A 22,516-nucleotide genomic window follows, 5' to 3' on the forward strand; every position below is an offset into this window, starting at 1 on the left:
CGGGCGCCTGTACTAGCGTGCGCGCCCGTGCGCTCCCGCTTCCCGCTCGTGGCCGCCCTGTTCTTCGTCTCTGGCGCGACCGGCCTCCTCTACGAGGTCGCCTTCTCCAAGCAGCTCGCCTACGTCTTCGGCGCCACCGCGTACGCCGTGAGCACGGTCCTCGCCGCCTTCATGGGCGGCCTCGCCCTCGGCGCGCACCTCGGCGGCCGCCACGCCGCGTCCGCGCGCCGCCCGCTCGTCGTCTACGGCGCGCTCGAGGCGATCGTCGGCGCGATCTGCGCCGTCTCGCCGTTCCTGTTCGAGGCGCTGACGTCGGCCTACGTCTCCGTCGCCCGCGCCGCGCCCGACTCGCTCGCGCTGCTCACCGCGGCGCGCGCCGCGCTGACCGCCCTCGTGGTCGTCGTCCCCACGGTCGCGATGGGCGCCACGCTCCCGGTGCTCTCGCGCATCCTCCGCGCCGGCGCCGCGACGGACGGAGGCGTGCCCCCCGCCGAGCACGACGCCGCGCGCCGCCTCGCCTCGCTCTACGCCATCAACACGGCGGGCGGCGCGGCCGGCGCGCTCTCCGGCGCCTACGTGGTCCTCCCGCACCTCGGCATCCGAGGCGCTCTCTGGTCCGCGGCGATCGCCAACCTCGTCCTCGGCGTCGTCGCGATCTCCGCCGGGCTACGCGGCCCGGCGCCTGCTGCCGCCACCCCCGAGGCGCGCTCCACCGAGGCCCCCGAGGCGCGCTCCACCGAGGCCCCCGACGCTCGCGCCCTCGAGGCCCGCAGCGCGGACGCCCCGCTCTCCGCGGCCGCCGGCCGGGCCGAACCGCCGTTCCTGCTCCTGCTCGCGTTCGCGTCGGGCTTCCTGGTCTTCGCCGCCGAGGTGGTCCAGACGCACCTGCTCGCGCTGCTCATCGGCAACAGCGCCTACGCCTTCGGGCTGATGCTCGCCGTCTTTCTCGTCTGCCTCGCGGCCGGCGCCGCGCGCTCGCCTGCCCTCGCGCGCCGCCACGGCGAGGGAGCGCTCTCCCGGGGGCTCGCCGCCGCCGCGCTCTCGCTCGCCGCCACCGTCCCGCTCTGGGACCAGCTCCCGCGGCTCTTCGCCTTCGCGGGCAAGCACGTCGACGGGTGGGCCGGCCGCGAGGCGTGCCGCGCGCTCGCCGCCCTCGCGATCCTCGCGCTGCCCACGCTGTGCATGGGCACCACCTTCCCCCTGCTCCTCGCGCGCGCCGCCGCGCACGCGGACGTCGCCGCGCGCGTCGGCAGGCTGACCTCCGCGAACACCCTGGGCACGATCGCCGGCTCCATCATCACCGGCTACCTCATCCTGCCCGCGCTCGGCTCCGAGCGCGCGCTCCTGACGATCGCGCTCGCCTTCGCCCTCACGGCCGTCCTCGCCGCCGCGCGCACCGGCGCGGAGCTCCCCCGCGCCCTCGCGCTGGCCGCGGCGGCAGGGGCGCTCGCCGTGCTCGCGCCCCGCTGGGACATGGCCCGCCTCACGAGCGGCGCGAACGTCTATTTCGCCATGGGGCCGCGCCCCGAGCGCATCGACTTCGTGCGCGAGGACGTGCACGGCGGCGTCACCACGGTCGCGCACCTCGCCGGCGTCACGACCATGTACACGAACGGCAAGTTCCAGGGCGACGACGGCCCCGAGATGACGGCGCAGCGGCGGTTCGCGCACTTCCCCTCGCTGTTCCTCCGCGACACGCGCGCCGCGCTCGTCATCGGCCTGGGCACCGGCACGACGACCGGCACCATCGTGGCCTACCCCTTCGAGCGCATCGACGTCGCCGAGATCTCGCCCGCGATCGTCGAGGCTTCTCGGCGCTTCTTCGCCGGCCCGAGCCTCCGCGCGCTCGACGATCCCCGCGTCCGCCTCTCGCTCAACGACGGCAGGAACGAGCTGCTGGTCGCCGCCCCGGCCCGCTACGATCTCATCGCCATCGAGCTCACCAGCGTCTGGTTCGCGGGCGCCGCGAGCCTCTACAGCCACGAGTTCTACAAGCTCGCCCGGTCCCGGCTCACCGAGGGCGGCGTCCTGCAGCAATGGGTGCAGCTCCACCACATCCGGCGGCGCGAGCTCGCCGTCGTGGTGCGGACGATGCGCAGCGCGTTCCCGCACGTCGCGCTGTTCGTGGGCGGCGCGCAGGGCATCCTCGTCGCGAGCGGCGCGCCGCTCGTCGCCTCGGGGGCGCGCCTCGCCGGGCTCGACGCGCGCCCGTCGCTCCAGGCGACGCTCGCCGGCGCGCGGCTGGAGGACCTCCTCGACGCCCTCGTGGCCTCGGACGACGATCTCGACCGCCTCGTCGCCGACGCGGCCGAGGACGGCGGCCCGATCCTGTCCACGGACGACAACCTCTACCTCGAGTACGCCACGCCAAAGGGGAATGTGCTCCCGTACGGCGCGTCGCTCGACGCGACGCTCGCGCTCCTCGAGCGTTACCGGACGCGGGCGCCGCGCGCGCGGCACCTCGCGCCCTGAGTTCGCTCAGCCCCCGCCCGCAGGCGACGCGCCACCGCCGTCGCGTGGCGGCGCGCTCTCCTTGGCCGGCGCGCTCGGCGCGGGGGGCTCGCCCTCCTGCGCTTCCGACGTGGCCCGCGGCTTGACCGGCACCGGCTTGATCTCGTCGCCCGTCGCCACGAAGCCCTTGCGGGGCGGGGGCGCCTTGAGCTGCGCGGCCTGCTCCGCGCGCTGCTTGCGCTGCTCGAGGCTCAGCACCTCCAGCGCCAGGCCGCCCCTGTACGGGTCCTGCCCCAGGAAGGGGCGTCCGTTCACCTCGGCCACGTGGAACTCGACCCGGCGGTTCTCGCTGCGGCCTGCCGCGATCTCGTTCGGCCCGAGCGGGCGCGACTCGCCGAAACCCACGGCGATCAGCCGGTCGCTCTCGACCTCGTGATCGACCAGCCAGTCGGCGACCGCGAGGGCGCGCCGCGCGCTGAGCGACTGGTTGTGCTCCTCGCTCGACTGCGCGTCCGTGTGCCCCTCGATCCGCAGCCGCGTCACCTCGGGGTGCTCCTTGATGAACTGGAGCAGCGTCGCCAGCGTCTTCTCGCTGCCCGGCCGGATGGTCGCCTTGTTCGTGTCGAAGACGATCTTGCCCTCGATGTAGACCTGGCTCTCCCCGCCCTGCTCCGACCAGGGCTTCTCCGGGTACCATCGCGGGAGCGCGCGCTGCTCCTCAGCGCGCGGCAGCTCCCGCGGCGGCAGCCGGTTGTCGCTGCACCCCTGGCCAGCAAACGCGGCGGCCGCGAGCGCCGCCGCGAGCGCGAACGGCAGGGAGGTGCGGGCGGCCTGCTTCCTCTTCGGGTCCATCTCACCCTGCAGGGTGTCAGAACCGGCGCTCGGACCGCAAGTAACCTGGCGGACGCCGGGCCGGCCGGCGCGGAACGCGGCTTGTGGTAAAGGGAGGGTCGCCATGTCCGCGCTGTCGTCCACGCCCGAGGGCTCGCCCATCGATCCCAAGCTCGCCGGGCTGCGCGCCCGGCTCCGGGAGCTCGGCTCGGTCCTCGTCTGCTACTCCGGCGGGGTCGACAGCGCCTTCGTCCTCGCGGTCGCGCACCAGGAGCTCGGCCCGAGGGCCGTCGGGATGACCGCGGTCTCGCCGAGCCTCGCGCCGGCCGAGAAGGAAGAGGCCACCTCGATCGCCCGACTGATCGGCGCCGACCACCGGCTTGTCGAGTCGTCCGAGATCGACGATCCGCGCTACGTCGCGAACAACCCGGATCGCTGCTTCCACTGCAAGAGCGAGCTCTACCGGATCGCCGCGCGAAAGCGGTCCGAGTGGGCGCTCGCGGCGATCGTGAACGGCACCAACACCGACGACCTCGGCGACTACCGCCCCGGGCTGGAGGCGGCGCGGGAGGCGGGTGTGCTGAGCCCCCTCGTCGAGCTCGGCTTCAGCAAGGCCGACGTGCGCGCCGGCGCGGCGCGCGTCGGCCTGCCCATCTGGGACAAGCCGGCCGCGGCCTGCCTCTCCAGCCGGATCCCTTACGGGACCAGCGTCACGCGCGAGCGGCTCGCGCAGATCGGCGGCTTCGAGGCGGCGCTTCGCGGCCTCGGGTTCCGCCAGGTCCGCGTCCGCTACCACGACGACCTCGCGCGCATCGAGCTCGACGCGGGCGAGCTCGCGCGCGCCGCCGAGCCGCCCGTGCGCGCCGAGATCGTGGCCGCCGGCAAGCGGCACGGCTTCCGGTACGTGACGCTCGATCTCGGCGGGTACAGGACCGGAAGCCACAACGAGGTCCTCGTCGGCCGCGCCCTCAAGATCGTGAGCTGATCCCGCCGGAGCCGCGCGGCCTCACACGAGCGACGAGCGCGCGACCTTGGCGCGCTCGTCGCGCTCCTTCAGGTGCTCGAGGATGATCACCGCCGTCTCCTCGATGGCGCGCTTGGTGACGTCGACCACCGGCCACTCCGGGTGCGCGGCGAAGAGACGGTTCGCGAAGTCCAGCTCCTGCCGGACGTGCTCGCGCATCGCGTAGTTGGTCTCGGAGGGCATCCCGAGCTGGCGCAGCCGCGCCTGCCGGATCTCGCAGAGCTGATCGATCCCGATGGTCAGCCCGACGACCCGATCCTGGGGGGCCTCCATCAGCTCGAGCGGCGGCGGGACGCCGAGCACCAGGGGCAGGTTCGCGACCTTGAGGCCGCGCTGCGCGAGCAGCGTCGACAGCGGCGTCTTCGACGTGCGCGAGACGCCGACGAGGACGATGTCGGCCCTCTTGAAGTTCCGCGGCTCCTTGCCGTCGTCGCTCTTCACCGCGAACTCCACCGCCTCGATGCGCCGGAAGTACTCCTCGCTCAGCGGGAGCATCGCGCTCGGCAAGTTGATGGGCTCCCGGTCGAGGAAGGTGCCGAGCCGGACGATGAGCGAGCCGATCAGATCGATCGCCTCGATGTTCAGCTCGGCGGTGGACGCGTGCACGAACTCGCGCAGCTCGGGGCTCACCACGGTGAACACGACGAGCGCGCCCTCCCGGGCCGCGCGCTCGAGCACCGGCCGCGCGACCTCCGGCGTGCGCACCCGGGTGTGGAGGCGGATCTGCACCCCCGCGTCCGGGTACTGGAGGAGCGCGGCGCGCACCGCCTTCTCCGCCGTCTCTCCGGTGGAGTCGCTCAGGACGTCGATGAACTTCGCCTTGTCCATGTCCGATGCCTCCGTCGCCATGTCGGCTCAGGCGCTCGAGGCAGAGCTCGTGCCTCGGCGTTCAGAAGAACGCGGAGGATCGCGCGCGGCCGCGCGCCAGGTCAACCAAACAGCCCCTTCAGCTTCTCCATGAAGGTGGCCTGCTGAGGCTGCACGTTCTCTCCGAGCTCCTTCGCCAGCTGCGTGATGAGCTCCCGCTGCGCCGCGGTGAGCTGCGTCGGCACCTCGACGCTCACCTCGACGAGCTGATCGCCGCGCCCGCCCACGACGCGGCGCGGTATGCCCTTGCCCTTGATCCGGAGCACCGCGCCGGGCTGCGTGCCCGGGGGGATCCGGAGCCGGCCCTTCCCGTCCAGCGTCGGGATCTCCAGCTCGCCGCCGAGCGCCGCGCGCGCGAACGAGATCGGCACGGAGCACACCACGTCGTCGCCGACGCGGCGAAAGAGCTCGTGCGGCGAGACGCGGATGGTGAGCTCCAGATCTCCCGGCCCCCGGTCGGAGCGGACGGCGTTGCCGCCGCGCTCCACGAGGCGGGTCGCGCCGTTCTCCACGCCCGGAGGGATCGTCACCTCGATGGTCTTCTGCTTCGCTGCGAGGCCGGCGCCGCGGCACGTCCTGCACGGGTCGGTCACGATCCGCCCCGTGCCGCGGCACCGCCCGCAGGGGCGCTCGATCGCGATGGGGAACATCCCCTGCTGCATCCGGACGCGGCCGCGGCCCGAGCACGCCGAGCAGCGCTCGGTCGACGCGCCCGGCGCGGAGCCCGAGCCGGCGCAGTCGCCGCACGGCTCGACGCGATCGTAGGTGATCTCCTTCGTGCAGCCGAACGCCGCCTCCTCGAAGGTGATCCGCACCTCCTTCTGCAGCGTCCCGCGGTCGCCGACCCGGATGCCCAGGGCGCCGAGGAGATCGCCGAAGATGGCGTCCAGGTTGAGGTCCTGCATGTCGAAGGGCACGCCCGGGACCCCCGAGCCAGCGGAGGCGCCGACGGCGGCGGGGCCGAACCGATCGAACGCCGCGCGCTTCTGCGGATCGCTCAGGATCTGGTAGGCCGCGTTCAGCTCCTTGAAGCGGACGTGCGCGCCCTGATCCCCCGGGTTCTTGTCGGGATGGTGCTGGCCGGCGAGCCGCCGGAAGGCGCTTTTGATTTCATCCTGCGTCGAGGAACGCTCGACGCCCAATACTTCGTACGGATCCCGCACGACGTGCGAAATAGCATCGATCGCCCTCCCGGGACAGCGGCTACCGGGCCACCTAATCCGCTGATTTCCCTTCAGGCCCGGCGAGTTCGCGCTTCATCACCTTGCCCGTCGGGTTGCGCGGCAGCGCGTCGACGAAGACGACCTCGCGCGGGACCTTCGGGCCCGCGAGCCGCGCGCGGCAGTGCGCCCGGATATCGCCCTCGCTCGCAACCGCGCCGGGGCGCAGGGCGACGACCGCACGCACGCGCTCCCCGAAGGCGCGATCCGGGACGCCCACCACCGCGGCCTCGGCGACCGCCGGGTGGTCGTGGAGGACCGACTCCACCTCGGCGGGATACACGTTCACGCCCCCCGAGATGATGAGCTCCCGCTTGCGGCCCTCGAGGTGGTAGCAGCCGCGCGCGTCGCGGCGGGCGAGGTCGCCGACCGAGAAGTAGCCGTCACGCGTCGACTCGCGCGTGGCGCCGGGATCCCTGTGGTAGCCGGAGACCAGCAAGGAGCTCCTCACGTAAAGCTCGCCCACCTCGCCGTCCTGGCACGGCGTCCCGTCCTCGCGCGCGAGGAGGAGCTCGATGCCAGCGACGGGGCGCCCGATGGTGCCCGGCGAGGCGCGCAGATCCTCGGGGCCCGCGATCGTCACGATGCCCGTCTCGGTCGCGCCGTAGAAGTTGAAGAGCCGGTCGCCGAACGCCGCCATCACCTCCGCCGCGAGCGCCGGCGCGAGCGGCGCGCCGCCCACGAAGATCGCGGTGAGCGACGACGTGTCGTAGGCGCGGAGCCGCGCCTCGCCGAGCTCGAGGACGCGGTGGAGCATCGTCGGGACGACCGCCGTGGTGGTCACGCGGTACCGCTGGATCGCCTCGAGGAAGAGCTCGGGCTGGAACTCCGGGAGGATCACGATCGTGGCGCCGGCGATGAGCGACAGGTTGACGAAGCCGAGCGCCGTGAGGTGGTAGAGCGGGCACACGGCGAGGTGCACGTCGCCCGCGCGCATCGGGGTCGCGCCGATGGCCCCGAGCGCCGGCAGGACGATGCCGCCGCCGAAGCCGCGCACCGCGCCCTTCGGCTTGCCGGTGGTGCCGGACGTGTACATCACCACCGCGGCGCGCTCGCTCCGATCCGGCGAGGCGCCCCGCTCGGCGGCGCGCTCGGCGAGGAGGTCGTCGAGGTGCGAGAAGCCCGGGGCGCGCTCGCCGATCGCGATCATCTCCTCGGGCGGGATCCCCTCGAGCAGCGGCGCGGCCTCGCGGATCACGCCGGCGATGTCGGCGTCGAACAGGAGCAGGCGCGCCCCGGAGTGGCCGGCGAGGTAGGCGAGCTCCGCGGGGGTCGATCGCCACGAGGCCGTCACCACGGACGCGCCGACGCGGGCCAGCGCGACCTGGCACATCAGGAACTCGGGGCGGTTCTTGAGCGCGAGCAGCACGGTGACGCCCGGGGCGATGCCGCGCCGGTCGAGCGCGTAGCCCAGCCGATCGATGGCCTCGTTCAGCGCGAAGAAGGAGTAGACCCGATCCTCGGCCGGGGGCCCCGCGCCTCGCTCCGCCGCGCGGCACGCCAGGCTCGCGAGGCTTCGCGGCTCGATCACCGCGATCCGGTGCGGGCTGTTCTCGGCGTGGAACCGGAACAAGAGCGACGGGTTCGCCTTGCCTCTCGCGAGCTCGCGCGCGAGCACCTTGAGCCCCGGCCAACGCAGCGCGGCGAGGAGCCCTGCCTGCGTCACCGCCCGCCCGGCCGCGAGCGTCGCGTCGATCGTGCTTCGCCCGCTCGCCAGCGCGGCCCTGACCCCACCGAGTCCCATGACCGGCGACTTTACTCTGGCCCGCATGCGCCGTGGTAGGGTGGGTCCCGTGACGGAAGCTGACCGCCGCTCAGCCCAGCGCGCCGCGATCGAGCTGAGCGTAGAGTACAAACGGCTCAACACGTTCTTCGCCGACTACACGCGCAACATCTCGAAAGGCGGGACGTTCATCCGGACGGATCGCCCGCTCGCGATCGGCACCGAGTTTGTGTTCGCCCTCTCGATCCGGAACCTGGCCGAGCCGCTCCGCCTTCGCGGGCGGGTGAAGTGGATCGTCACGACCGCCGAGGCGACGGAGTCGGCTCCGGCGGGGATGGGGATCGAGTTCCAGTACACGAGCGAGGCGGAGCGCTCTGCCACCGAGGCGGTGGTCGAGCAGCTGATGATGAGCGAGCTCGGCGAGACGCTCGCCTCCAAGCTGCTCGGCCGCAAGCTCGGCGACGGCTCGCGGTAGCGCCGGAGACGGAGCGGCCCCCGAGGGGATGCGCTCACGCTCCCCCCGTGTACACTGGCTCGCAATGTCGCTGCCGCCCCTGTTCCCTCGGCGCCGTCTCGCGCGGGGTCTCGCCGCGCTCACCCTCGCGCTCTCTGCCGTCGCCTGCGGGGCCTCTGGCTCGCCGGGGGCGAAGGGGCCGCCAGGCGCCGAGGGCCGCGTCGCTGCCGTCGAGGTCCGCGACGCCGATTTCTCCGCCAGCCTGTTCACGATCGTGCGCGACGGCAAGCAGAGCCCGCAGCGCACGGGCCTGCTCATCGGCGTGGTCCGCAGGCAGCTCGCGCACGCCGCGGGGCGCTTCAACGCAGGGCAGCCCGACCGGGCCGTCGACAGCGTCCTGGGCGCGCTCTCCCTCGTCCGTCCCGGCGAGGGGCGCGCCGAGATGATCGACGCCGTGGGCGAGCGCGCCGTCGCCGGCGCGATCGAGCGGCTGAGCCCGCGCGGCGACGAGGGGCGGGTGCGGGCCCTCATGGAGCTCCGCTCCGCCGCGCTGCCGAGCGGGAGCCGGGCCCGCGCCGAGAGCGACGAGCACCTCGCCGCGCTCGAGCAATGGATGAAGGAGACGCGCACCGGCGGGCCGCTCGAGCAGCTCGGCGCGGATCAGCGCGCGGCCGTCTCGCGCGCCCTCGTCGACGGCCGCGCGGAGTCGATCCAGCGCGCAGCCGCCGCCACCGTGGCGTGGATCGATCGGGCGATCGAGTTCAACATCGAGTACCGGCAAGGCGGCGCGAGGCCGGAGCGCGAGGAGGCGGTCGAGGCGGCGCGCGCGCTGGAGTCGGGCGGCGCGAGCCTGGCGGCGCTGTTCCTCCGCTTCGGGGACGCGAAGGGCGCGATCGACCAGATCGACCGCACGAGCGTGCGCCGGGTGATCCCGCCCGGCCTGTACCAGCGGCTCAAGGCCGCCGCCACCGACGACGACGCGGTCTCGTGGCAGGCGCTCGCCGCCGCCTTCGCGCAGCACGAGGCGCAGGAGCGCGACGCCGAGACCGGGATGCGGCAGGATCTTCTCGACGGGGCGATCTGGGGCGCGGCCCTCGAGGCCTACCGGCGCGACCCGCTGAACTACGACAGCGCCACGCTCCTCTCCCAGGTGATGATCCGCCTCGGCATGTCCGAGGCGACGCCGCTCGTGATCGCCGGCGCGCTCGGCGACCGGCCGAGCCCCGGCGCGCTCGGGGCCGCGCTCGGGCTCGTGCTGAGCGCGCTCTCGGAGGAGGCGTCGAACGACGATTTCGATGCGGCCCGGCGCACCTACAACGCGGCGGGGCCGCTGCTCGTGCTCGCCGATCGGGCGGCGCGCGGCGGCGGCGCGCTCGATCCGTCGGGCGCCCGCGTCCGTTCTCTCATGGCGTCGCTCGAGCTGCGCGCCGGCAACCTCGTGGCCGCGCTGCCGCTGCTCCGCGCGGCGACGGCGGCCGAGCCGACGGTCAACGGGCTCACGGTGCTCGCGATGGCCGAGCGGCAGTCCGGCGAGCCCCAGGCCGCGCTCGAGGACGTGCGGCGGGCGCTGGGAGCGCCGGACGCGCGCACCGCGCCGCTCGAGATCATCCAGGCGCACCTGCTCGCCTTCGAGCTCCACCGCGACGCTGGCACGCAGGACCGGGCGAAGGAGTCGCTCGACGCGGCGCTCACCGCGGCGCTCGACACCCGGCAGCGCGCCCGGGATCCCGGCGCCAAGGCGCGGACGGAGCGGCTGCTCGGGCGCATCCTCGACGGCTATGGCGACGAGAAGGGCGCGACCCGGGCGTACGATCGGGCCTTCGCCCTGGTGGCGGCCGAGCCGCCGCAGCTCGGCGCCACGATGCTCGACGCCGTGGGGCGCGCGCTCGTGGAGCGCGATCTCCCCGCCGCGCGGCGGGCGCTGAAGCGCGGCCTCGAGGCGAACGTGGACGAGGACGATCTCATCTACGGCGGGCTCTGGGTCCTGCTGCTGGAGCGCGCCCTCGGCGTCGCGACCGACGGCACCGCGGGCCGCGCGCTGGACAGCGCGACGAGCCGCGCGTCCTGGACGGGCAAGCTCGCAGCCTGGGCGAACGGTGGGCTCAGCGACGCCGATCTCGGCAGGCTCGCCCGGAGCGCAGCGCAGCGGGTGGAGGCGCAATTTTACACGGCAATGGCCAGGAAGGCGGCGGGTGACGCCGGCGCGGACGAGCGGCTCCGCGCGGTGTCGAAGAGCCCCGTGATCGACCTGCTCGAGGTGCACCTCGCGCGCGAGATGCTGGCGCCCGCGCTGCATCTCGATCTGCCCCGCAACGCGGGCCTTCCGTAGAACAGGACGCGCCAGCGACCCCACGCGGGATGACCGGCGCCCGATGTGCGATAGGGTCTCCGCTGGTCAGGTGGCGAGTTGGTCGGATGACCAGCGCGCGGCGTGGAGCGCGCGACGCTGCGCGCTAACAGCGCGTGGAAGGAATAAAGGGCTTCCACGCGTGCGCCTTGTCGTTCAATCATCGATGAATGTCCGATGACCGGATCGATCCGCTCGAGAAGCTCGCCGCCGCTCACCGGAGCCTGGAAGAGAACCTGAACGATCTCGCGCGCGCCGCGCGGGCGCTCAGCGATCCCCGCGGGCGCGCCGCCGCGCTCGAGGGTCTCTCCAGCGTGGCGGCCTACTTCGAGCGGTCGATGAGCCGGCATCGCGAGGACGAGGAGCGCTCGCTGTACCCGCGGCTCGCGGTGCTCGAGGCGATCGCGCCGACCCTCGAGCGCCTCCGGCAGGAGCACAAGGCGCAACAGCGCGCGATCGATGCGCTGCGCGCCGCGATCGACAGAGACGGCGGCCCCGAGGCCGTGGAGACGATCCCCCAGCTCATCGAGGACCTGCGCGCTGCGCACCAGCGCCACGTGGAGTGCGAGGAGCAGGAGGTATTTCCGGCCGCCCGGCGGTTCCTGCAGGCCTCTGCCAAGCAGGGGATCTGGAACGAGATGGAGACGCGCCGAGGGCGCGGCGGGCAGGGCAACCCGGCCAAGGGCATCAGCGGGCGCCCATACCGCCCCGGCGGGATGCGCAGGGGCCCGTAGTACCGCCCCGGGGGATGCGCCGCGGCCGTGACTGCTCGGCGCGGTCGACTGGAGACCGCTCCTAGAATTGCTCCTCGCGCGCGCGCTCGAGCGCGGCGCGCAGGTAGTTCTGCGCTCGAAGCGTGTACGCCCCGTCGGGGTGCTGGTCCAGGTGGCTGCGGAACGCCTCCGCCGATTGCATGAAGCTCCCCAGCCGATAGAGGGTGACGCCGCGGGCGAGGTGCCTGGGATAGGCGGGGTCGAGCGCGGCGAGCTCGTCGATCTTCTTCAGGCGATACTGCTCCTCGGCGCGCCGCGCCTCCGCTGCGCGGAGCGCGGCCGCGGGCGAGCGCGGCCCCGATCCGCCCGCCTGCGCAAGGCGCGCCGCCGTCTCCTCGTCGGGAGGAGCCGGAAGGGTCTGCGCGCTCCGCGCAGCGACGATCGGGTGCGCGAGCAAGAACTTGAACAGCGCGCGCTCCTCGTCGAGCGCCGGGGCGAACGGCTCTCGCTGGACGCCGACGATGGCGCTCCAGCGCTTCTTGAAGAGCACCCCGAGCACGACGCCGTCCATGGCGACGCGGTGAGTCCCCTCCCCGCCGCCACGCTGCGCCGCCTCTCCCTGCCCCAGCCAGGCGTTTCGGCGGAGCAGCCCGAGGAAGTCGCCGCCGAGCTCGCGGAGCTCGTCGGACTCCTCGCCGGTCGCCTCGAAGCGGCGCACCTCGCGTACGAACGCTCTCAGCTGGTAGGCGCGCAGCCGGAGCACCGCCTCGTCCCCCTGGGCGAGCGCGCGGCCCATGGCGTCGATCACGCGCGCGCGCGCGGCGAGGAGCTCTGCCTCGGTGTGATCCGCGTCGGCGTCCACGAGCCCGAACGCGCGGACGGCGGAGCCGAGCTCGCGCACCTCGGCGTCGAGCCCGAGCTCCTCGGCCTCGCGAGCGCGTGTGATGTCCGCGTCTCGCACGCGCGCGAGGGCTCGCACGTCGGCGAGCGGCAGCGGCAGCTCGGCCGGCTCGACCGACCGCGGCACAGCGAGGATCGCCGCGGAGCCCGCGATGAACACGGCCACGAGCCCCGGCTCCCAGCCCTCGAGGTGCCGCTTCCAGCCGCGGCGCGCCCCCGCGTCGGCCCTCTTGGACGACCCGACCGGGACCGCGGGGGTGCTGCTGCTGGATTGACTCGAGCGACTCGAGCGACTCGAGCGACTCGAAGAAGAAGTCGAGCGCGGCTCCCGACGCTTGACAGCGACGCTCTCGGCTCGCGACATTGATCGTCTCCTCTGCGCTCCAGAATACCCCACGCGGCGCGCCTCAGCGCCGCGCAGCTAGCCAGCGAGGAACGTGCGAGATCACCGGAAGCATCCGCGCAAGCAAATCGAGCTCTCGATCGCGTTCCGGATCGGTGACGGCCCGCGCATCGACGCGATATGCCGCGATCTCAGCCTCGGCGGGATGTTCATCGAGACGAGCTCGCCGGCTCCCTTCGGCGCGACCGTCGAGGTGCTGCTGTCCTTGCAAGGACTGAAGCAGGTCGCCGTGATCCCGTCGGTTGTGCGATGGACCACCCCTGACGGGATGGGGGTGCAGTTCGGCATGATGGGCGCGAGAGAGACCTACGCGCTCACGCAGCTCCTCGGCTCGCTCTAGAGCGGCGGTCACCCGCTTCGGATACGGGCCCATCTCGACGTTTTCGGTGCTCGGCGCACTCGAGTGCGCCTGCGCGCCGAAAACGCCGATCTGGACCCGTCTCCTGTGCGGGTGAGACCGCCGCTCTATCTCCTGTGCGGGTGACCGCCGCTCCAGAAGGGGCGGGGCTCAGTCGTCGATGGTGAGCGGGATGGCGAGCTTCTGCGAGCCTCCCGAGAAGCGCCCTCGGTAGAGGCCCTCGGCGCACGCCTGCAGCGCCGGCCGGAGCGGCGGGTTGAAGCGCAGGGCGGCGACGCTGCCGTCGGGGCGCACGGAGACGTGCAGCGTCGAGATGATCGATCGGCGGACCGAGGACCTGCCGCCCGCGCTCTCCCGCGCGAAGCAGCTCGACAGCGCCGACTGCACGGAGGCCGGCGTGAGCACTGGCGGGCCAGACGCCTCCTGCGCCTCCGGGACCGGCGGCGCGACGGCAGGCGGCGGCTCGGTCGCCAGCGGCGAAAGCAGCGCAGTCGGCTCGGCGACCGCCGGGGCAGCGGGCTCTTCCGCGCGAGCCACGACCGCCGGGGCCAGCGCGCCTCCGCCCGATGGACGCGCGCCGACGGCCGGCTGGGACGGAGCGGGTGCAGGCGCCGGCTCCGGCGACGCGACCGCGGCGGCGCCGTCCTGCGGCGCGGGGCGATCGAGGAGGCGCGCCTCGCGGCCGCCATCGAGCGAGAAGGTGCCGCGCGACGGGCCGACGAGGAGGTGCGCGGTGGTCGCGCCGCGGTACGCCGCAGGGCCGACCGCGACGGTGCCGTGCTCCACGTCGACCTCCACGCGGCCCTCCAGCCGGGTCACGGTGAAGAGCGTGCCGTGCACCGCGACGCGGGTGCCGTCCACCTCGACGGCGAACGCCTCGACGAGCCCTTCCTCGGGCGCGCGCGTGACGACGTCGGCGCGCACCGAGCCCCGCTCGAGCGAGATCACGTGGCCGACCCCTGCCGCGCCCACGGCGCGCACGACGGCGCGGCTGTCCGGCAGGAGCGTCCAGCGCACCGAGCCGACGTCGACGAAAGAGACCGCGTGGCCTTCGGTCTCGATGGAGTCGCCAGGCCGGAGTGCGCGGAAATCCAGATCGCCGGACGCCCGGTCGCCGCTGGCCGCCGCGGGGACCTCGGTGAGATCGCGAGCGCGCGGCGGCGTCGACGTCGCCGTGACGGGCGGGGCAGAGCGCCCCGCCGCGAGGACCGCAAAGGCGATTGCCGCCGCCGCCGCCGCGAACCCGAGCGCGCGCCCGAGCGGCGAGCGCTGCGGCGGCGCGGCGCGGTGGACCGGAGCGGCCCGCTCGATCCGCGCGAACAGCTCGCGCTCGATGGTCTCCCAGCGCGGCTCGGGCGGCTGCTCGGCGCGGAGCAACCGCTCCATGTGCTCGCGTGCCCGGTCGTAGTGCTTTGCGCCGCTCATGCGTCCTCCGCGTCGACAGCCGATGGATCCGCCGCGGGATATCCCACGGCGGCGCCCCCCACGGAAACGCGCGTGTGCGCCGGTGCCGGACCGGCGCCATCCGCCTTGTCCGCGCCGCCCTCGGCCAGCTCGGCGGCGAGCTGGGCGAGCGCGGGCTCGGCGCGCATCATCGCCTCGATCTCGCGGCGCGCATAGAACAGGCGCGTCCGCACCGTCAGGACCGGCGCGCCGACGATCTCCGCGATCTCGGTCGGCGGGATCCCCTCGAGCTCGTGCAGGACGTAGACGACCCGCTTCTTCTCGGGGAGGCGCTCCAGCACCCGCCGAAAGGCGTCGATCCTGCGAGCGCGAGCTGCGTCCTCGTCCGGGAGCATGCCGCGGTCCACCTCGATATCGACGCCGAGCTCGCCCACGAACACCGGCCGGCAGCGCGCAGCGCGCCGCGCCATCAGCACGGCATTGACCGTCACCCGGTGGAGCCACGTCGTGAACTTCGATTGCCCCCGGAAGTCGCCCAGGCTCCGGTGCACCTGGATGAACACCTCCTGGATGACGTCCTCGACGTCGGCGGTCGGCCCGAGCATCCTGAAGACGAGCCGCGCGACGTCGCGGCGGTAGCGGCGGAAGATCTCCGCGAACGCCGTCGGGTCGCCGCTCTGGAAGCGGCGGATCCACTCGCCCACGTCGTCGGGCTCGGTCACCTGCGGAAGCCTACCCGCCCCCTCGGCGCTCATGGAGCTCGACGGAGAGACGACGAGCGCTGGACGACGAGAGCGGTCACCGCCCGCGAACGCGACGTCGAGCGGCGCGCGAGCGTCTCCGGCAGCGCGCCCGGGCAGGTCGTCGCAACGGCCGTCCGGCGCAGCCGTGTCAGGGGGGAAGAACGACCGCGAGAGGTGCGCCCACAGCGCCCCCGTCTCGACCGCCACGGTATGCACGGAGGGGTCTGATGCGCCGAAGCGCCGGATCATTCATGGCGCCGTACGGCCGCTCCCCCGGGCGGCGTTTATGCCGAACGCAGAAAAGTTGTTCCTTGAGCCACATCGGCGCGACCTTCCGGCGCATGATCTTCATCGCCGTATCGCTGACCGTGGCCCTCGTCGCCGCTGACCTGCTCGATCTGGGCTCCCGCCGCCGCGATCGCGTCTAGCGAGCGCCTTCAGCCCCTGACAAAAAAGAACCCAGCTGGAGCCCGCGCCGGCCTCAGGCCAACGAGCGCTCCAGCTGGGTGAGTCAACGAGATCGCGGCGCCGTCCGGGTCGTCCCCGTCGGCTTCAGCCCGCGGCCTCGGCCCCCGCCGCGCTGCCCTTCTTGGGCAGGTCGAAGAGCGCCGACAGCTCGACCTTCTCCTGCTTCTTCTGCTCGAGGAGCCGGTTGACCGCGCGAAGCACGCGCGTCTTCGCGGGGCCGCTGATCGGCTTGCCCTCCAGCGCGGCGCTCAGCGTGCGGTCGGTCACGGGACGACCGCTGCGCGGCTTCTTGGCGCTGGCCGCCTCCTTCTTCTTGGCAGCGTCCTCGCTGCCACGCGCCAGCCGCTTGGTCAGGCGGATCGCCCGATCCTCCGGCTGCAGCCGCTCGATCTTCACCGACGCCGCGATGATGCGGCGGGGGTCGATCTTCTTTTCCTTCAAGAAATCTTCGATCTTGGTGCCCATCGTCGTCACTTGCCCCGAAAGGGCGGCGACCCTATCACGCGCGGCGCCGCCGTGCATCTGCGACGTTTACGCTGCGACGTTTACCCTTTGCGCCGCCCTGGGGTAGCTTGTCACGGTGACCCTCCTGCCTGAGCTCGACGAAGCCGCGCGCGTTATTCGTGAACGAATTCCAGCTCCTCCGCGCGTCGGTGTGGTGCTGGGATCAGGGCTCGGCGGCTGGGGCGACGAGCTCGCCGAGCTCGTGAAGGTGCCCTACGCGGACATCCCCGGCATGCCCCGGCCGGCCGTCGCCGGGCACGCCGGCTTCCTCTGCGCCGGCCGCGTCGGGGACGTGCAGGTCGCCTGCCTGCAGGGGCGCGCGCACCTCTACGAGGGGCACCCGCTGGCGAAGGTGGTGTTCGGCGTGCGGGTGCTCGCCCGGCTCGGCTGTCGCGCCGTGCTCCTGACCAACGCGGCCGGCGGCATCAACCCGGGGTTCGCCGCCGGCGACCTCATGCTGCTCACCGATCACCTGAACCTGATGGGAGCGAACCCGCTGGTCGGGCCGAACGACGAGGCGCTCGGCAAGCGCTTCCCTGACATGACCTACGCGCACGATCCCAGGCTGATCGAGCTCGCGAAGACGGCGGCGAGCGACGCGGGCGTCGCCCTGCGCGAGGGGATCTACGCCGCGCTGCTCGGGCCGACGTACGAGACGCCCGCCGAGATCCGGATGCTGCGCACGCTCGGGGCCGATGCGGTCGGGATGAGCACGGTCCCGGAGATCATCGCGCTCCGGCACATGGGCGTGCCGGCCGCGGCCATCTCGTGCGTCACGAACCTCGCCGCGGGGCTGACCAAGCGCGAGCTCGACCACAAGGAGGTCGAGGAGACCGCCCGGGAGGCGCGCGCCCGGTTCACGGCGCTGCTCTCGGCGTGGGTCCGCCGCGTCGGCGCCGAGGTCGCGGCCGGGAGCTCGACGTCGTGAGCCGCCCGCCGCACGACGCCGGCGACGCGCCCGCCTCCGCTGAAGCGGCGCAGGCGATCGACTGGGACGCGCTCGACCAGGCCGCCCTCGCCGTCCGGACGCGGGCGCACGCGCCGTACTCCAGCTACCGGGTGGGCGCAGCGATCCTCGTGCGATCCGGCCGGGTGTTCACCGGCTGCAACGTCGAGAACGCCTCGTACGGGCTCACCATCTGCGCAGAGCGCTCCGCCATCGTGCAGATGGTCGCTGCCGGCGAGCGCGATCCGATCGCGCTCACCGTCTCGACCAGCGGGCCCGTGCTCGGCAGTCCGTGCGGCATGTGCAGGCAAACCCTCGCCGAGTTCGCCGTGGATCTCCCGATCCGCCTCATCGCCGCCGAGGCCGACGGCGTGCCGCCGCGGACCACCTCGCTGTCGGCGCTGCTCCCCGAGGCGTTCGGGGCGGCCGCGCTCTCGCGCTGATCGCCCCGAGCGCCCTCCAGGGAGCGCCGACGGCTCACTCGATCGAGAGCGCCTCGGCTTGATCGATCTGCGACAGCGCCGCGGCGAGCGCCTCCCGCGCGCGCTCGAGCGAGACGCGGTCCTCGCCCCACTTCGAGCGCGCCTTCTGCAGGCGAGCGCGCTCGACGGTGAGCTGCTCGGTGAGCTGCTCGCCGTTCGTCCGCAGGGTGTCGCGCTCCTCGGTCCGCTGCGAGAGCTGAGCGCCGAGCTCGCTCCCACGCCGATCGGCCTCGGCGAGCCGGCCCTGGAGCGCCTCGATGGAGCGCGCCCGCTCGGCGAGCTCGCCCGACAGGCGCTCGCGCTCCTCGGCGGCCGCGGAGAGCTCGCTCACGCGCTGCTCCAGCTGCTGATCGAGCTCCTGCGTGCGGGCCTCGAGGTTCGCGATCTGGCTGCGCGCTTGCCCGAGCTCCGTGGAGAGCCCGCGGGCGACCTCGTCCAGCTCGCGCCGCTGCGCCGCCCAGGCGGCCTCGCGCTCGGCGGTCTCGGCCTGATGCGCCGCGCGCATGTCGGCGAGCGCCTGCGCGTGCGCGGCCTCGAGCTGCGCCTGCCGCTCGGCAGCGCGCGCCTCGAGCTCGGCCACACGCTTCGCGTGGGCCTGCTCGGCGTCACGGACGGCCTGCTCGCGCTCCTCGATGAGCTCGCGCTCCCGCGCCGCGAGCTGCGTTGCGAAGCCCTCTCGCGCGGCCGCGAGCGCCCTCGCATGCTCCTCCGTCTGCTGCGCGATCGCCCGCGCATGCTCCTCGGCCTGCCCCTCGAGAGCGCGCGCGTGTTCGTCCTGGAGGCGTTGCAGCGCGCTCGAGTGCTCGCGATCCCGCCGTCCGATCTCGTCCGCGTGCTCGCTCCGGAGCCCCTCGACGGCGCTCGCGTGCTCGCCCCGCAGCGACTCCAGCGCGGACGCGTGCTCGCTCCGCAGCGACTCCAGCGCGGACGCGTGCTCGCCCCGCAGCGACTCCAGCGCAGACGCGTGCGCGGCCTGCTGCTTCTCGAACGCGGCGGAGTGCTCGTCGCGCGCCCCCTGGAGCACGGCGGCGTGCTCGTCGCGCGCCCCCTGGAGCGCGGCGGCGTGCTCCGCCTGGGCGCGCTCCAGGGCGGCGGCGTGCTCGCTGCGCGCCGTGTCCAGCGCAGCGGCGTGCTCCCGGTCGCGCCGCTCCGTCGCGGCTTCGTGCTCGCGCCGCAGCGCCTCGACGGCGGCCTCGTGCTCGCGCCTCGATGCGTCGAGCGCCCCGGCGTGCTCGGCCCGCAGCCCCTCCGTGGCAGCCGCGTGCTCGGCTTTCGCCCCCTCCACCGCCGCCGCATGCTCCGCCCGCAGGCGGTCCAGCGCCGTGGCGTGCTCGCCGGTCAGCTTCTCGGTGGCGGCGCGATGCTCGGCAGCCTGCTGCTCGCGCCGGGCGGCGTGCTCGGCGTTGAGCCGCTCCACCTCCGCCCGGTGCCCTGCGGCCGCCTGCTCGAAGCGCTCGCGCTCCGCCTGCGCGCTCTCCTCGAGCTCGCGCTGCGCCGAGGCTTCCACGGCAGCGATCGCTTGCGCCTTCTCGTCCGCCGCCGCGCGCAGCGCCTCCGTGTGCGCCGCCTCGGCGCCCATCAACGCCTGCCGGGCCGCCGAGAGATCCGCGTCGCGGGCCGCGATCTGCCCCTGCAGCTTCTCGGCGCGCGCCTTGAAGTCGTCGGCGCGCTTCGCGGCGAGCTCCTTGTCCGCGCGGAGCGACGAGACCTGCCCGTCGAGGTCCTCGCTCGCGCGCTCGAGCTCCAGGATCCTGTCGACCTGATCGGCCTTCTCCCGCTCGAGCGACAGCGACTGATCCCGGAGCTCCAGCAGCTCCTTGTCCTTGCGCGACATCTGGTCGCGGAGCGCGAGGATCTCTTTGTCCTTCTTGTTCAGCGCTTCGCGCAGGTCGAGGAACTCGCGGCTCGACACGCCGCCGGGCTTGGAGCCGGCGCCGGTGCCGGCCGCGAGCTTCACCTTGAGCTCGTCGACCTCGCGCCGCAGGCGGGCCGCCTCCTGGCTGCCGTCGTTTGACGAGGAGAGCTCGCCCTCGAGGCGGAGCGAGGTCGCGCGCGCAGCCGCGACTTCCTTGGTGAGGCGGACGATCTCGCCCTTGGATCGGTCCAGCTCGCCGCGCAGGCGCTCGATCTCGGCCGCATCGGCGTCGGAGCGAGGCGGCGCGGGCGGCGGAGGGGTCAGCCGCCCGCGCTCGGAGACCGGAGCTCGGTACGCGGCCCCGCGCTCGGAGACCGGAGCTCGGTAAGAGGCCCCGCGCTCGGAGACCGGAGCCCGGTAGGCGGCCACCGGCGACGAGCTCACGGGCGGCGGCGCTGAGGCCGGCACGGGCGTCTTCGTGGGCGCCAGCGTCCGCGTCGATGGCGCGACCGAGGGCCTGACGTCGGTCCGCTCCTCCTCCTCGTCGCGGATCAGCCGGGTGAACGCGCCGCCGATGAACTCCTCGATGTCCTCGTCCGACTTGCGGGCGTCCGACCGCGGCGCGGCGCCCTGCGGGGGCCTCGGCGGAGCTGACGCCCGGGCGCGCTCCTGCGCAGCAGCGGCAGGGGGCGCCGACGGCACGACAGACGGTGTGGCGGCAGGGGGCGGCGCCGCGGACGGCGGCCTGGGCACGGCAGGCGGCGGCGCCGCGGACGGCGGCCTGGGCACGGCAGGCGGCGGCACTGCGGACGGCGTGGCGCCGGCAGGCGGCGGCGGCGCCGCAGACGGCGGCCTCGGCACTGGCGGGGGGACCGACGGCGCAACAGCGGGCGGAGGCGCGACGCTCGCGGGCGTGCCGTTCGAGGACACGGCGGCCGTGATGATCGTGGGATCGCCGGAGTCCTCGTCGATGTCGGCCTCGAGCACCTCGGCCTCATCGATCATGATCGGATCGGCCTCCGCGTCGTCCCCGTCGATCGGGACATAGTTGCGGATGTGCTCGAGGAGCTCGCCGAACGCGATCGGCTTGTGAATGTAGTCCTCCGCGCGCGTCCTGAGCTTCCGGTGCTGCTCGAACGTCTCTTCGCTCGACTCGCTCGACATGATGACGAGCGGGACGTCCTTGAGCTGCACGTCCTTCTTGAGCTTGTTGCAGACCGAGAAGCCGTTCATGCGCGGCAGCTCGATCGACAGCAGGATGAGGTCGGGGCGCTCGGCCGCGGCCGCCTGCAGGCCGACGTTGCCGTCGTCGACCACCTGAACGGTGCAGCCGAGGCGACCCAATTCCGTGCTGAGCTCTCCGGCAAACGCCGGATCGCTCTCAAATACGAGGACTTTCGTCATGTTCCGGGGTGTGCGCGGGTTCGGAGGGGAAACCAAGATATCGGCCCCCTTCGACGAGTGTCAAACACGAGACTGGCGGCGCAGCTCAGGTCGCGCGGCCGCCGTCCGCCTGCCAATCCTGCCGACGGCGCGCCGAGCGGAAATCGCCCGGCCGGGCGCGATACCGCACAACCCTACATGGCTCTTGCCGGAAAGGGGGAAGACGGCGGAAGACCCGCGCGCTCGCCAATCAGGACGCGATGAAGTGGCCGGGCGCCTCGTCTCCGAAGCACAGACCCATCTCACGGGCCGTGACGACCGTGTCCGAGTCGAGCGGCACCGTCTTTGTCCTGCCGGCGACCTCATCGAGGGGGACGAGCTCGATCCGGTTCGCTCGCAGCGCCACCATCCCGCTGCCGCAGTCCTCGACGAGACAGCGCGCCGCGGCCGCGCCGAAGCGGAGGGCGAGCAAGCGATCTGCCGTGGTGGGTCCGCCGCCTCGCTGGAGGTGGCCGAGCACCATCGAGCGCGCTTCCTTGCCGGTCCGGGCCGCGAGCTCCTTCGCCACGCGCTCGGCCACGCCGCCGAGCACGGCGGTGCGGCGGAAGGCGTCGCCCGCGTCCTTGATGATCAGCTCCCCCCCTTGCGCGTACGCCCCCTCGGCCGCCACGACGATGGAGAAGCGGCGCCCGCGCGACTCCCGCAGGCGGATCTTCTCGGCGATCGCCTCGAACCGGAACGGGATCTCCGGGATCAGGATGGCGTCGGCTCCGCCGGCGATCCCGGCGTTGAGCGCGATCCAGCCCGCGTGCCGCCCCATCACCTCCACGACCATGATCCGCTCGTGCGCCTCGGTCGTGGTGTGGAGCCGGTCGAGCGCCTCGGTCGCGATGGAGACCGCCGTGTCGAAGCCGAACGTGAGGTCGGTGCAGCAGACGTCGTTGTCGATCGTCTTCGGCACGCCGATGACGAGGGGCAGCCCGCGCTGGAGCAGCTGGTGCGCGATCCGCATGGAGCCGTCGCCGCCCACGGAGATGAGCGCGTCGAACCCCTCCGCGCGGAACCGCCGCACGAGATCCTCGGACCGATCCCGCGGCACGAGCCCGTGCTCGCCTGGCGTCGGGTAGTGGAACGGATCGCCGCGGTTCGCGGTGCCCAGGATGGTGCCCCCGAGGTGCGCGATGCCCCGGACCCGCTCGCGATCCAGGCGGAAGAGCCCGTCCGGAGCGTCGTCGAGCAGCCCGCGGTACCCTTGCCGGATCCCCCACACCTCCCAGCCACGCTCGAGCGCGCCGAGCGTGGCCGCGCGGATCACAGCGTTGAGCCCCGGCGCGTCGCCTCCGCCGGTACTGATAGCGATCTTTCGTGCCGCCATGACGCTCGCAGCATCGCGAGCCGCCCCCGGCGACGCAATAGACATCTCCTCGACCTGGCCACGAA

General features: G+C 73.6%; 18 protein-coding genes. 8 read left to right on the forward strand and 10 right to left on the reverse strand.

The features are described from left to right. Positions 1-27: 27 nt before the first annotated feature. Positions 28-2,472, forward strand: coding sequence for a fused MFS/spermidine synthase (locus WME79_RS32720; RefSeq protein WP_437522844.1), 2,445 nt, complete (start codon positions 28-30; stop codon positions 2,470-2,472). A 6-nt stretch (positions 2,473-2,478) separates the two neighbouring features. On the opposite strand, the gene WME79_RS32725 is transcribed toward WME79_RS32720, so the two are convergent. Next, positions 2,479-3,303, reverse strand: a complete 825-nt coding sequence (locus WME79_RS32725; RefSeq protein ID WP_437522846.1) for an OmpA family protein — start codon at positions 3,301-3,303, stop codon at positions 2,479-2,481. 103 nt (positions 3,304-3,406) lie between these two features. Here WME79_RS32725 and larE point away from each other — a divergent pair, with 103 nt between their 5' ends. Continuing rightward, positions 3,407-4,267 carry an ATP-dependent sacrificial sulfur transferase LarE gene (gene larE / locus WME79_RS32730; RefSeq protein ID WP_437293767.1) on the forward strand — a complete coding sequence of 287 codons (861 nt, stop codon included), beginning with the start codon at positions 3,407-3,409 and terminating at the stop codon, positions 4,265-4,267. Positions 4,268-4,288: 21 nt separating this feature from the next. Here larE and WME79_RS32735 read toward each other — a convergent pair whose 3' ends face one another. The 3 genes from WME79_RS32735 to WME79_RS32745 all read right to left on the reverse strand — a co-directional run bounded on the left by WME79_RS32735 (position 4,289) and on the right by WME79_RS32745 (position 8,137). Then, positions 4,289-5,134: a pyruvate, water dikinase regulatory protein gene (locus tag WME79_RS32735; RefSeq protein WP_437522848.1), complete on the reverse strand. Its 846-nt coding sequence runs from the start codon at positions 5,132-5,134 to the stop codon at positions 4,289-4,291. A 101-nt stretch (positions 5,135-5,235) separates the two neighbouring features. After that, on the reverse strand, positions 5,236-6,336 hold the full coding sequence (gene dnaJ / locus WME79_RS32740; protein ID WP_437522850.1) for a molecular chaperone DnaJ: 1,101 nt from the start codon (positions 6,334-6,336) through the stop codon (positions 5,236-5,238). 52 nt (positions 6,337-6,388) lie between these two features. Next, positions 6,389-8,137 (reverse strand): class I adenylate-forming enzyme family protein, encoded by a 1,749-nt coding sequence (locus tag WME79_RS32745; RefSeq protein WP_437522851.1) that lies wholly within the window; start codon positions 8,135-8,137, stop codon positions 6,389-6,391. A 49-nt stretch (positions 8,138-8,186) separates the two neighbouring features. On the opposite strand from WME79_RS32745, the gene WME79_RS32750 reads away from it, so the two are divergent. The 3 genes from WME79_RS32750 to WME79_RS32760 all read left to right on the forward strand — a co-directional run bounded on the left by WME79_RS32750 (position 8,187) and on the right by WME79_RS32760 (position 11,651). Continuing rightward, a complete protein-coding gene (locus WME79_RS32750; RefSeq protein ID WP_437522853.1) occupies positions 8,187-8,591 on the forward strand; it encodes a PilZ domain-containing protein in 405 nt (134 codons plus the stop codon). 64 nt (positions 8,592-8,655) lie between these two features. After that, entirely contained in the window at positions 8,656-10,899 is a 2,244-nt protein-coding gene (locus tag WME79_RS32755; protein ID WP_437522855.1) for a hypothetical protein, read from the forward strand. A gap of 188 nt (positions 10,900-11,087) precedes the next feature. Further along, the gene (locus WME79_RS32760; RefSeq protein WP_437522857.1) at positions 11,088-11,651 is read left to right on the forward strand and encodes a hemerythrin domain-containing protein; all 564 of its coding nucleotides are present in this window, start codon (positions 11,088-11,090) and stop codon (positions 11,649-11,651) included. 61 nt (positions 11,652-11,712) lie between these two features. Here WME79_RS32760 and WME79_RS32765 read toward each other — a convergent pair whose 3' ends face one another. Further along, positions 11,713-12,696, reverse strand: a complete 984-nt coding sequence (locus WME79_RS32765; RefSeq protein WP_437522858.1) for a hypothetical protein — start codon at positions 12,694-12,696, stop codon at positions 11,713-11,715. Positions 12,697-12,967: 271 nt separating this feature from the next. Here WME79_RS32765 and WME79_RS32770 point away from each other — a divergent pair, with 271 nt between their 5' ends. Next, on the forward strand, positions 12,968-13,273 hold the full coding sequence (locus WME79_RS32770) for a PilZ domain-containing protein (protein WP_437522859.1): 306 nt from the start codon (positions 12,968-12,970) through the stop codon (positions 13,271-13,273). A 168-nt stretch (positions 13,274-13,441) separates the two neighbouring features. Here the strand turns inward: WME79_RS32770 and WME79_RS32775 are convergent, their stop codons facing one another. The 3 genes from WME79_RS32775 to WME79_RS32785 form a co-directional block, all read right to left on the reverse strand. Beyond that, positions 13,442-14,716 (reverse strand): FecR domain-containing protein, encoded by a 1,275-nt coding sequence (locus tag WME79_RS32775; protein WP_437522861.1) that lies wholly within the window; start codon positions 14,714-14,716, stop codon positions 13,442-13,444. Next, a complete protein-coding gene (locus tag WME79_RS32780) occupies positions 14,713-15,654 on the reverse strand; it encodes an RNA polymerase sigma factor (protein ID WP_437522863.1) in 942 nt (313 codons plus the stop codon). The genes WME79_RS32775 and WME79_RS32780 overlap by 4 nt, the downstream gene beginning before the upstream one ends. 336 nt (positions 15,655-15,990) lie before the next feature. Next, positions 15,991-16,371 carry a hypothetical protein gene (locus tag WME79_RS32785; RefSeq protein WP_437522864.1) on the reverse strand — a complete coding sequence of 127 codons (381 nt, stop codon included), beginning with the start codon at positions 16,369-16,371 and terminating at the stop codon, positions 15,991-15,993. A gap of 115 nt (positions 16,372-16,486) precedes the next feature. Here WME79_RS32785 and WME79_RS32790 point away from each other — a divergent pair, with 115 nt between their 5' ends. Together WME79_RS32790 and WME79_RS32795 are read left to right on the forward strand one after the other, a co-directional pair. After that, positions 16,487-17,338: a purine-nucleoside phosphorylase gene (locus WME79_RS32790; protein ID WP_437522866.1), complete on the forward strand. Its 852-nt coding sequence runs from the start codon at positions 16,487-16,489 to the stop codon at positions 17,336-17,338. Continuing rightward, positions 17,335-17,799 (forward strand): cytidine deaminase, encoded by a 465-nt coding sequence (locus WME79_RS32795; RefSeq protein ID WP_437522867.1) that lies wholly within the window; start codon positions 17,335-17,337, stop codon positions 17,797-17,799. Before WME79_RS32790 ends, WME79_RS32795 begins: the two co-directional genes overlap by 4 nt. Positions 17,800-17,833: 34 nt before the next feature. Here the strand turns inward: WME79_RS32795 and WME79_RS32800 are convergent, their stop codons facing one another. Together WME79_RS32800 and WME79_RS32805 are read right to left on the reverse strand one after the other, a co-directional pair. Then, positions 17,834-21,097: a response regulator gene (locus WME79_RS32800; protein WP_437522869.1), complete on the reverse strand. Its 3,264-nt coding sequence runs from the start codon at positions 21,095-21,097 to the stop codon at positions 17,834-17,836. 229 nt (positions 21,098-21,326) lie between these two features. After that, positions 21,327-22,451 (reverse strand): 6-phosphofructokinase, encoded by a 1,125-nt coding sequence (locus WME79_RS32805; protein WP_437522871.1) that lies wholly within the window; start codon positions 22,449-22,451, stop codon positions 21,327-21,329. Positions 22,452-22,516 lie beyond the last annotated feature (65 nt).

Source organism: Sorangium sp. So ce726, assembly GCF_051521405.1.
Lineage (GTDB): Bacteria > Myxococcota_A > Polyangia > Polyangiales > Polyangiaceae > Sorangium.

What these genes read in the sequence shown, in the direction of transcription:
- WME79_RS32745 (WP_437522851.1), bottom strand. Translation starts at nt 8,137, where the DNA reads ATGGGACTCGGTGGGGTCAGGGCCGCGCTGGCGAGCGGGCGAAGCACG.
- WME79_RS32725 (WP_437522846.1), bottom strand. Translation starts at nt 3,303, where the DNA reads ATGGACCCGAAGAGGAAGCAGGCCGCCCGCACCTCCCTGCCGTTCGCG.
- WME79_RS32760 (WP_437522857.1), top strand. Translation starts at nt 11,088, where the DNA reads ATGTCCGATGACCGGATCGATCCGCTCGAGAAGCTCGCCGCCGCTCAC.
- WME79_RS32775 (WP_437522861.1), bottom strand. Translation starts at nt 14,716, where the DNA reads ATGAGCGGCGCAAAGCACTACGACCGGGCACGCGAGCACATGGAGCGG.
- WME79_RS32735 (WP_437522848.1), bottom strand. Translation starts at nt 5,134, where the DNA reads ATGGACAAGGCGAAGTTCATCGACGTCCTGAGCGACTCCACCGGAGAG.
- larE (WP_437293767.1), top strand. Translation starts at nt 3,407, where the DNA reads ATGTCCGCGCTGTCGTCCACGCCCGAGGGCTCGCCCATCGATCCCAAG.
- WME79_RS32805 (WP_437522871.1), bottom strand. Translation starts at nt 22,451, where the DNA reads ATGGCGGCACGAAAGATCGCTATCAGTACCGGCGGAGGCGACGCGCCG.
- WME79_RS32800 (WP_437522869.1), bottom strand. Translation starts at nt 21,097, where the DNA reads ATGACGAAAGTCCTCGTATTTGAGAGCGATCCGGCGTTTGCCGGAGAG.
- WME79_RS32785 (WP_437522864.1), bottom strand. Translation starts at nt 16,371, where the DNA reads ATGGGCACCAAGATCGAAGATTTCTTGAAGGAAAAGAAGATCGACCCC.
- WME79_RS32755 (WP_437522855.1), top strand. Translation starts at nt 8,656, where the DNA reads ATGTCGCTGCCGCCCCTGTTCCCTCGGCGCCGTCTCGCGCGGGGTCTC.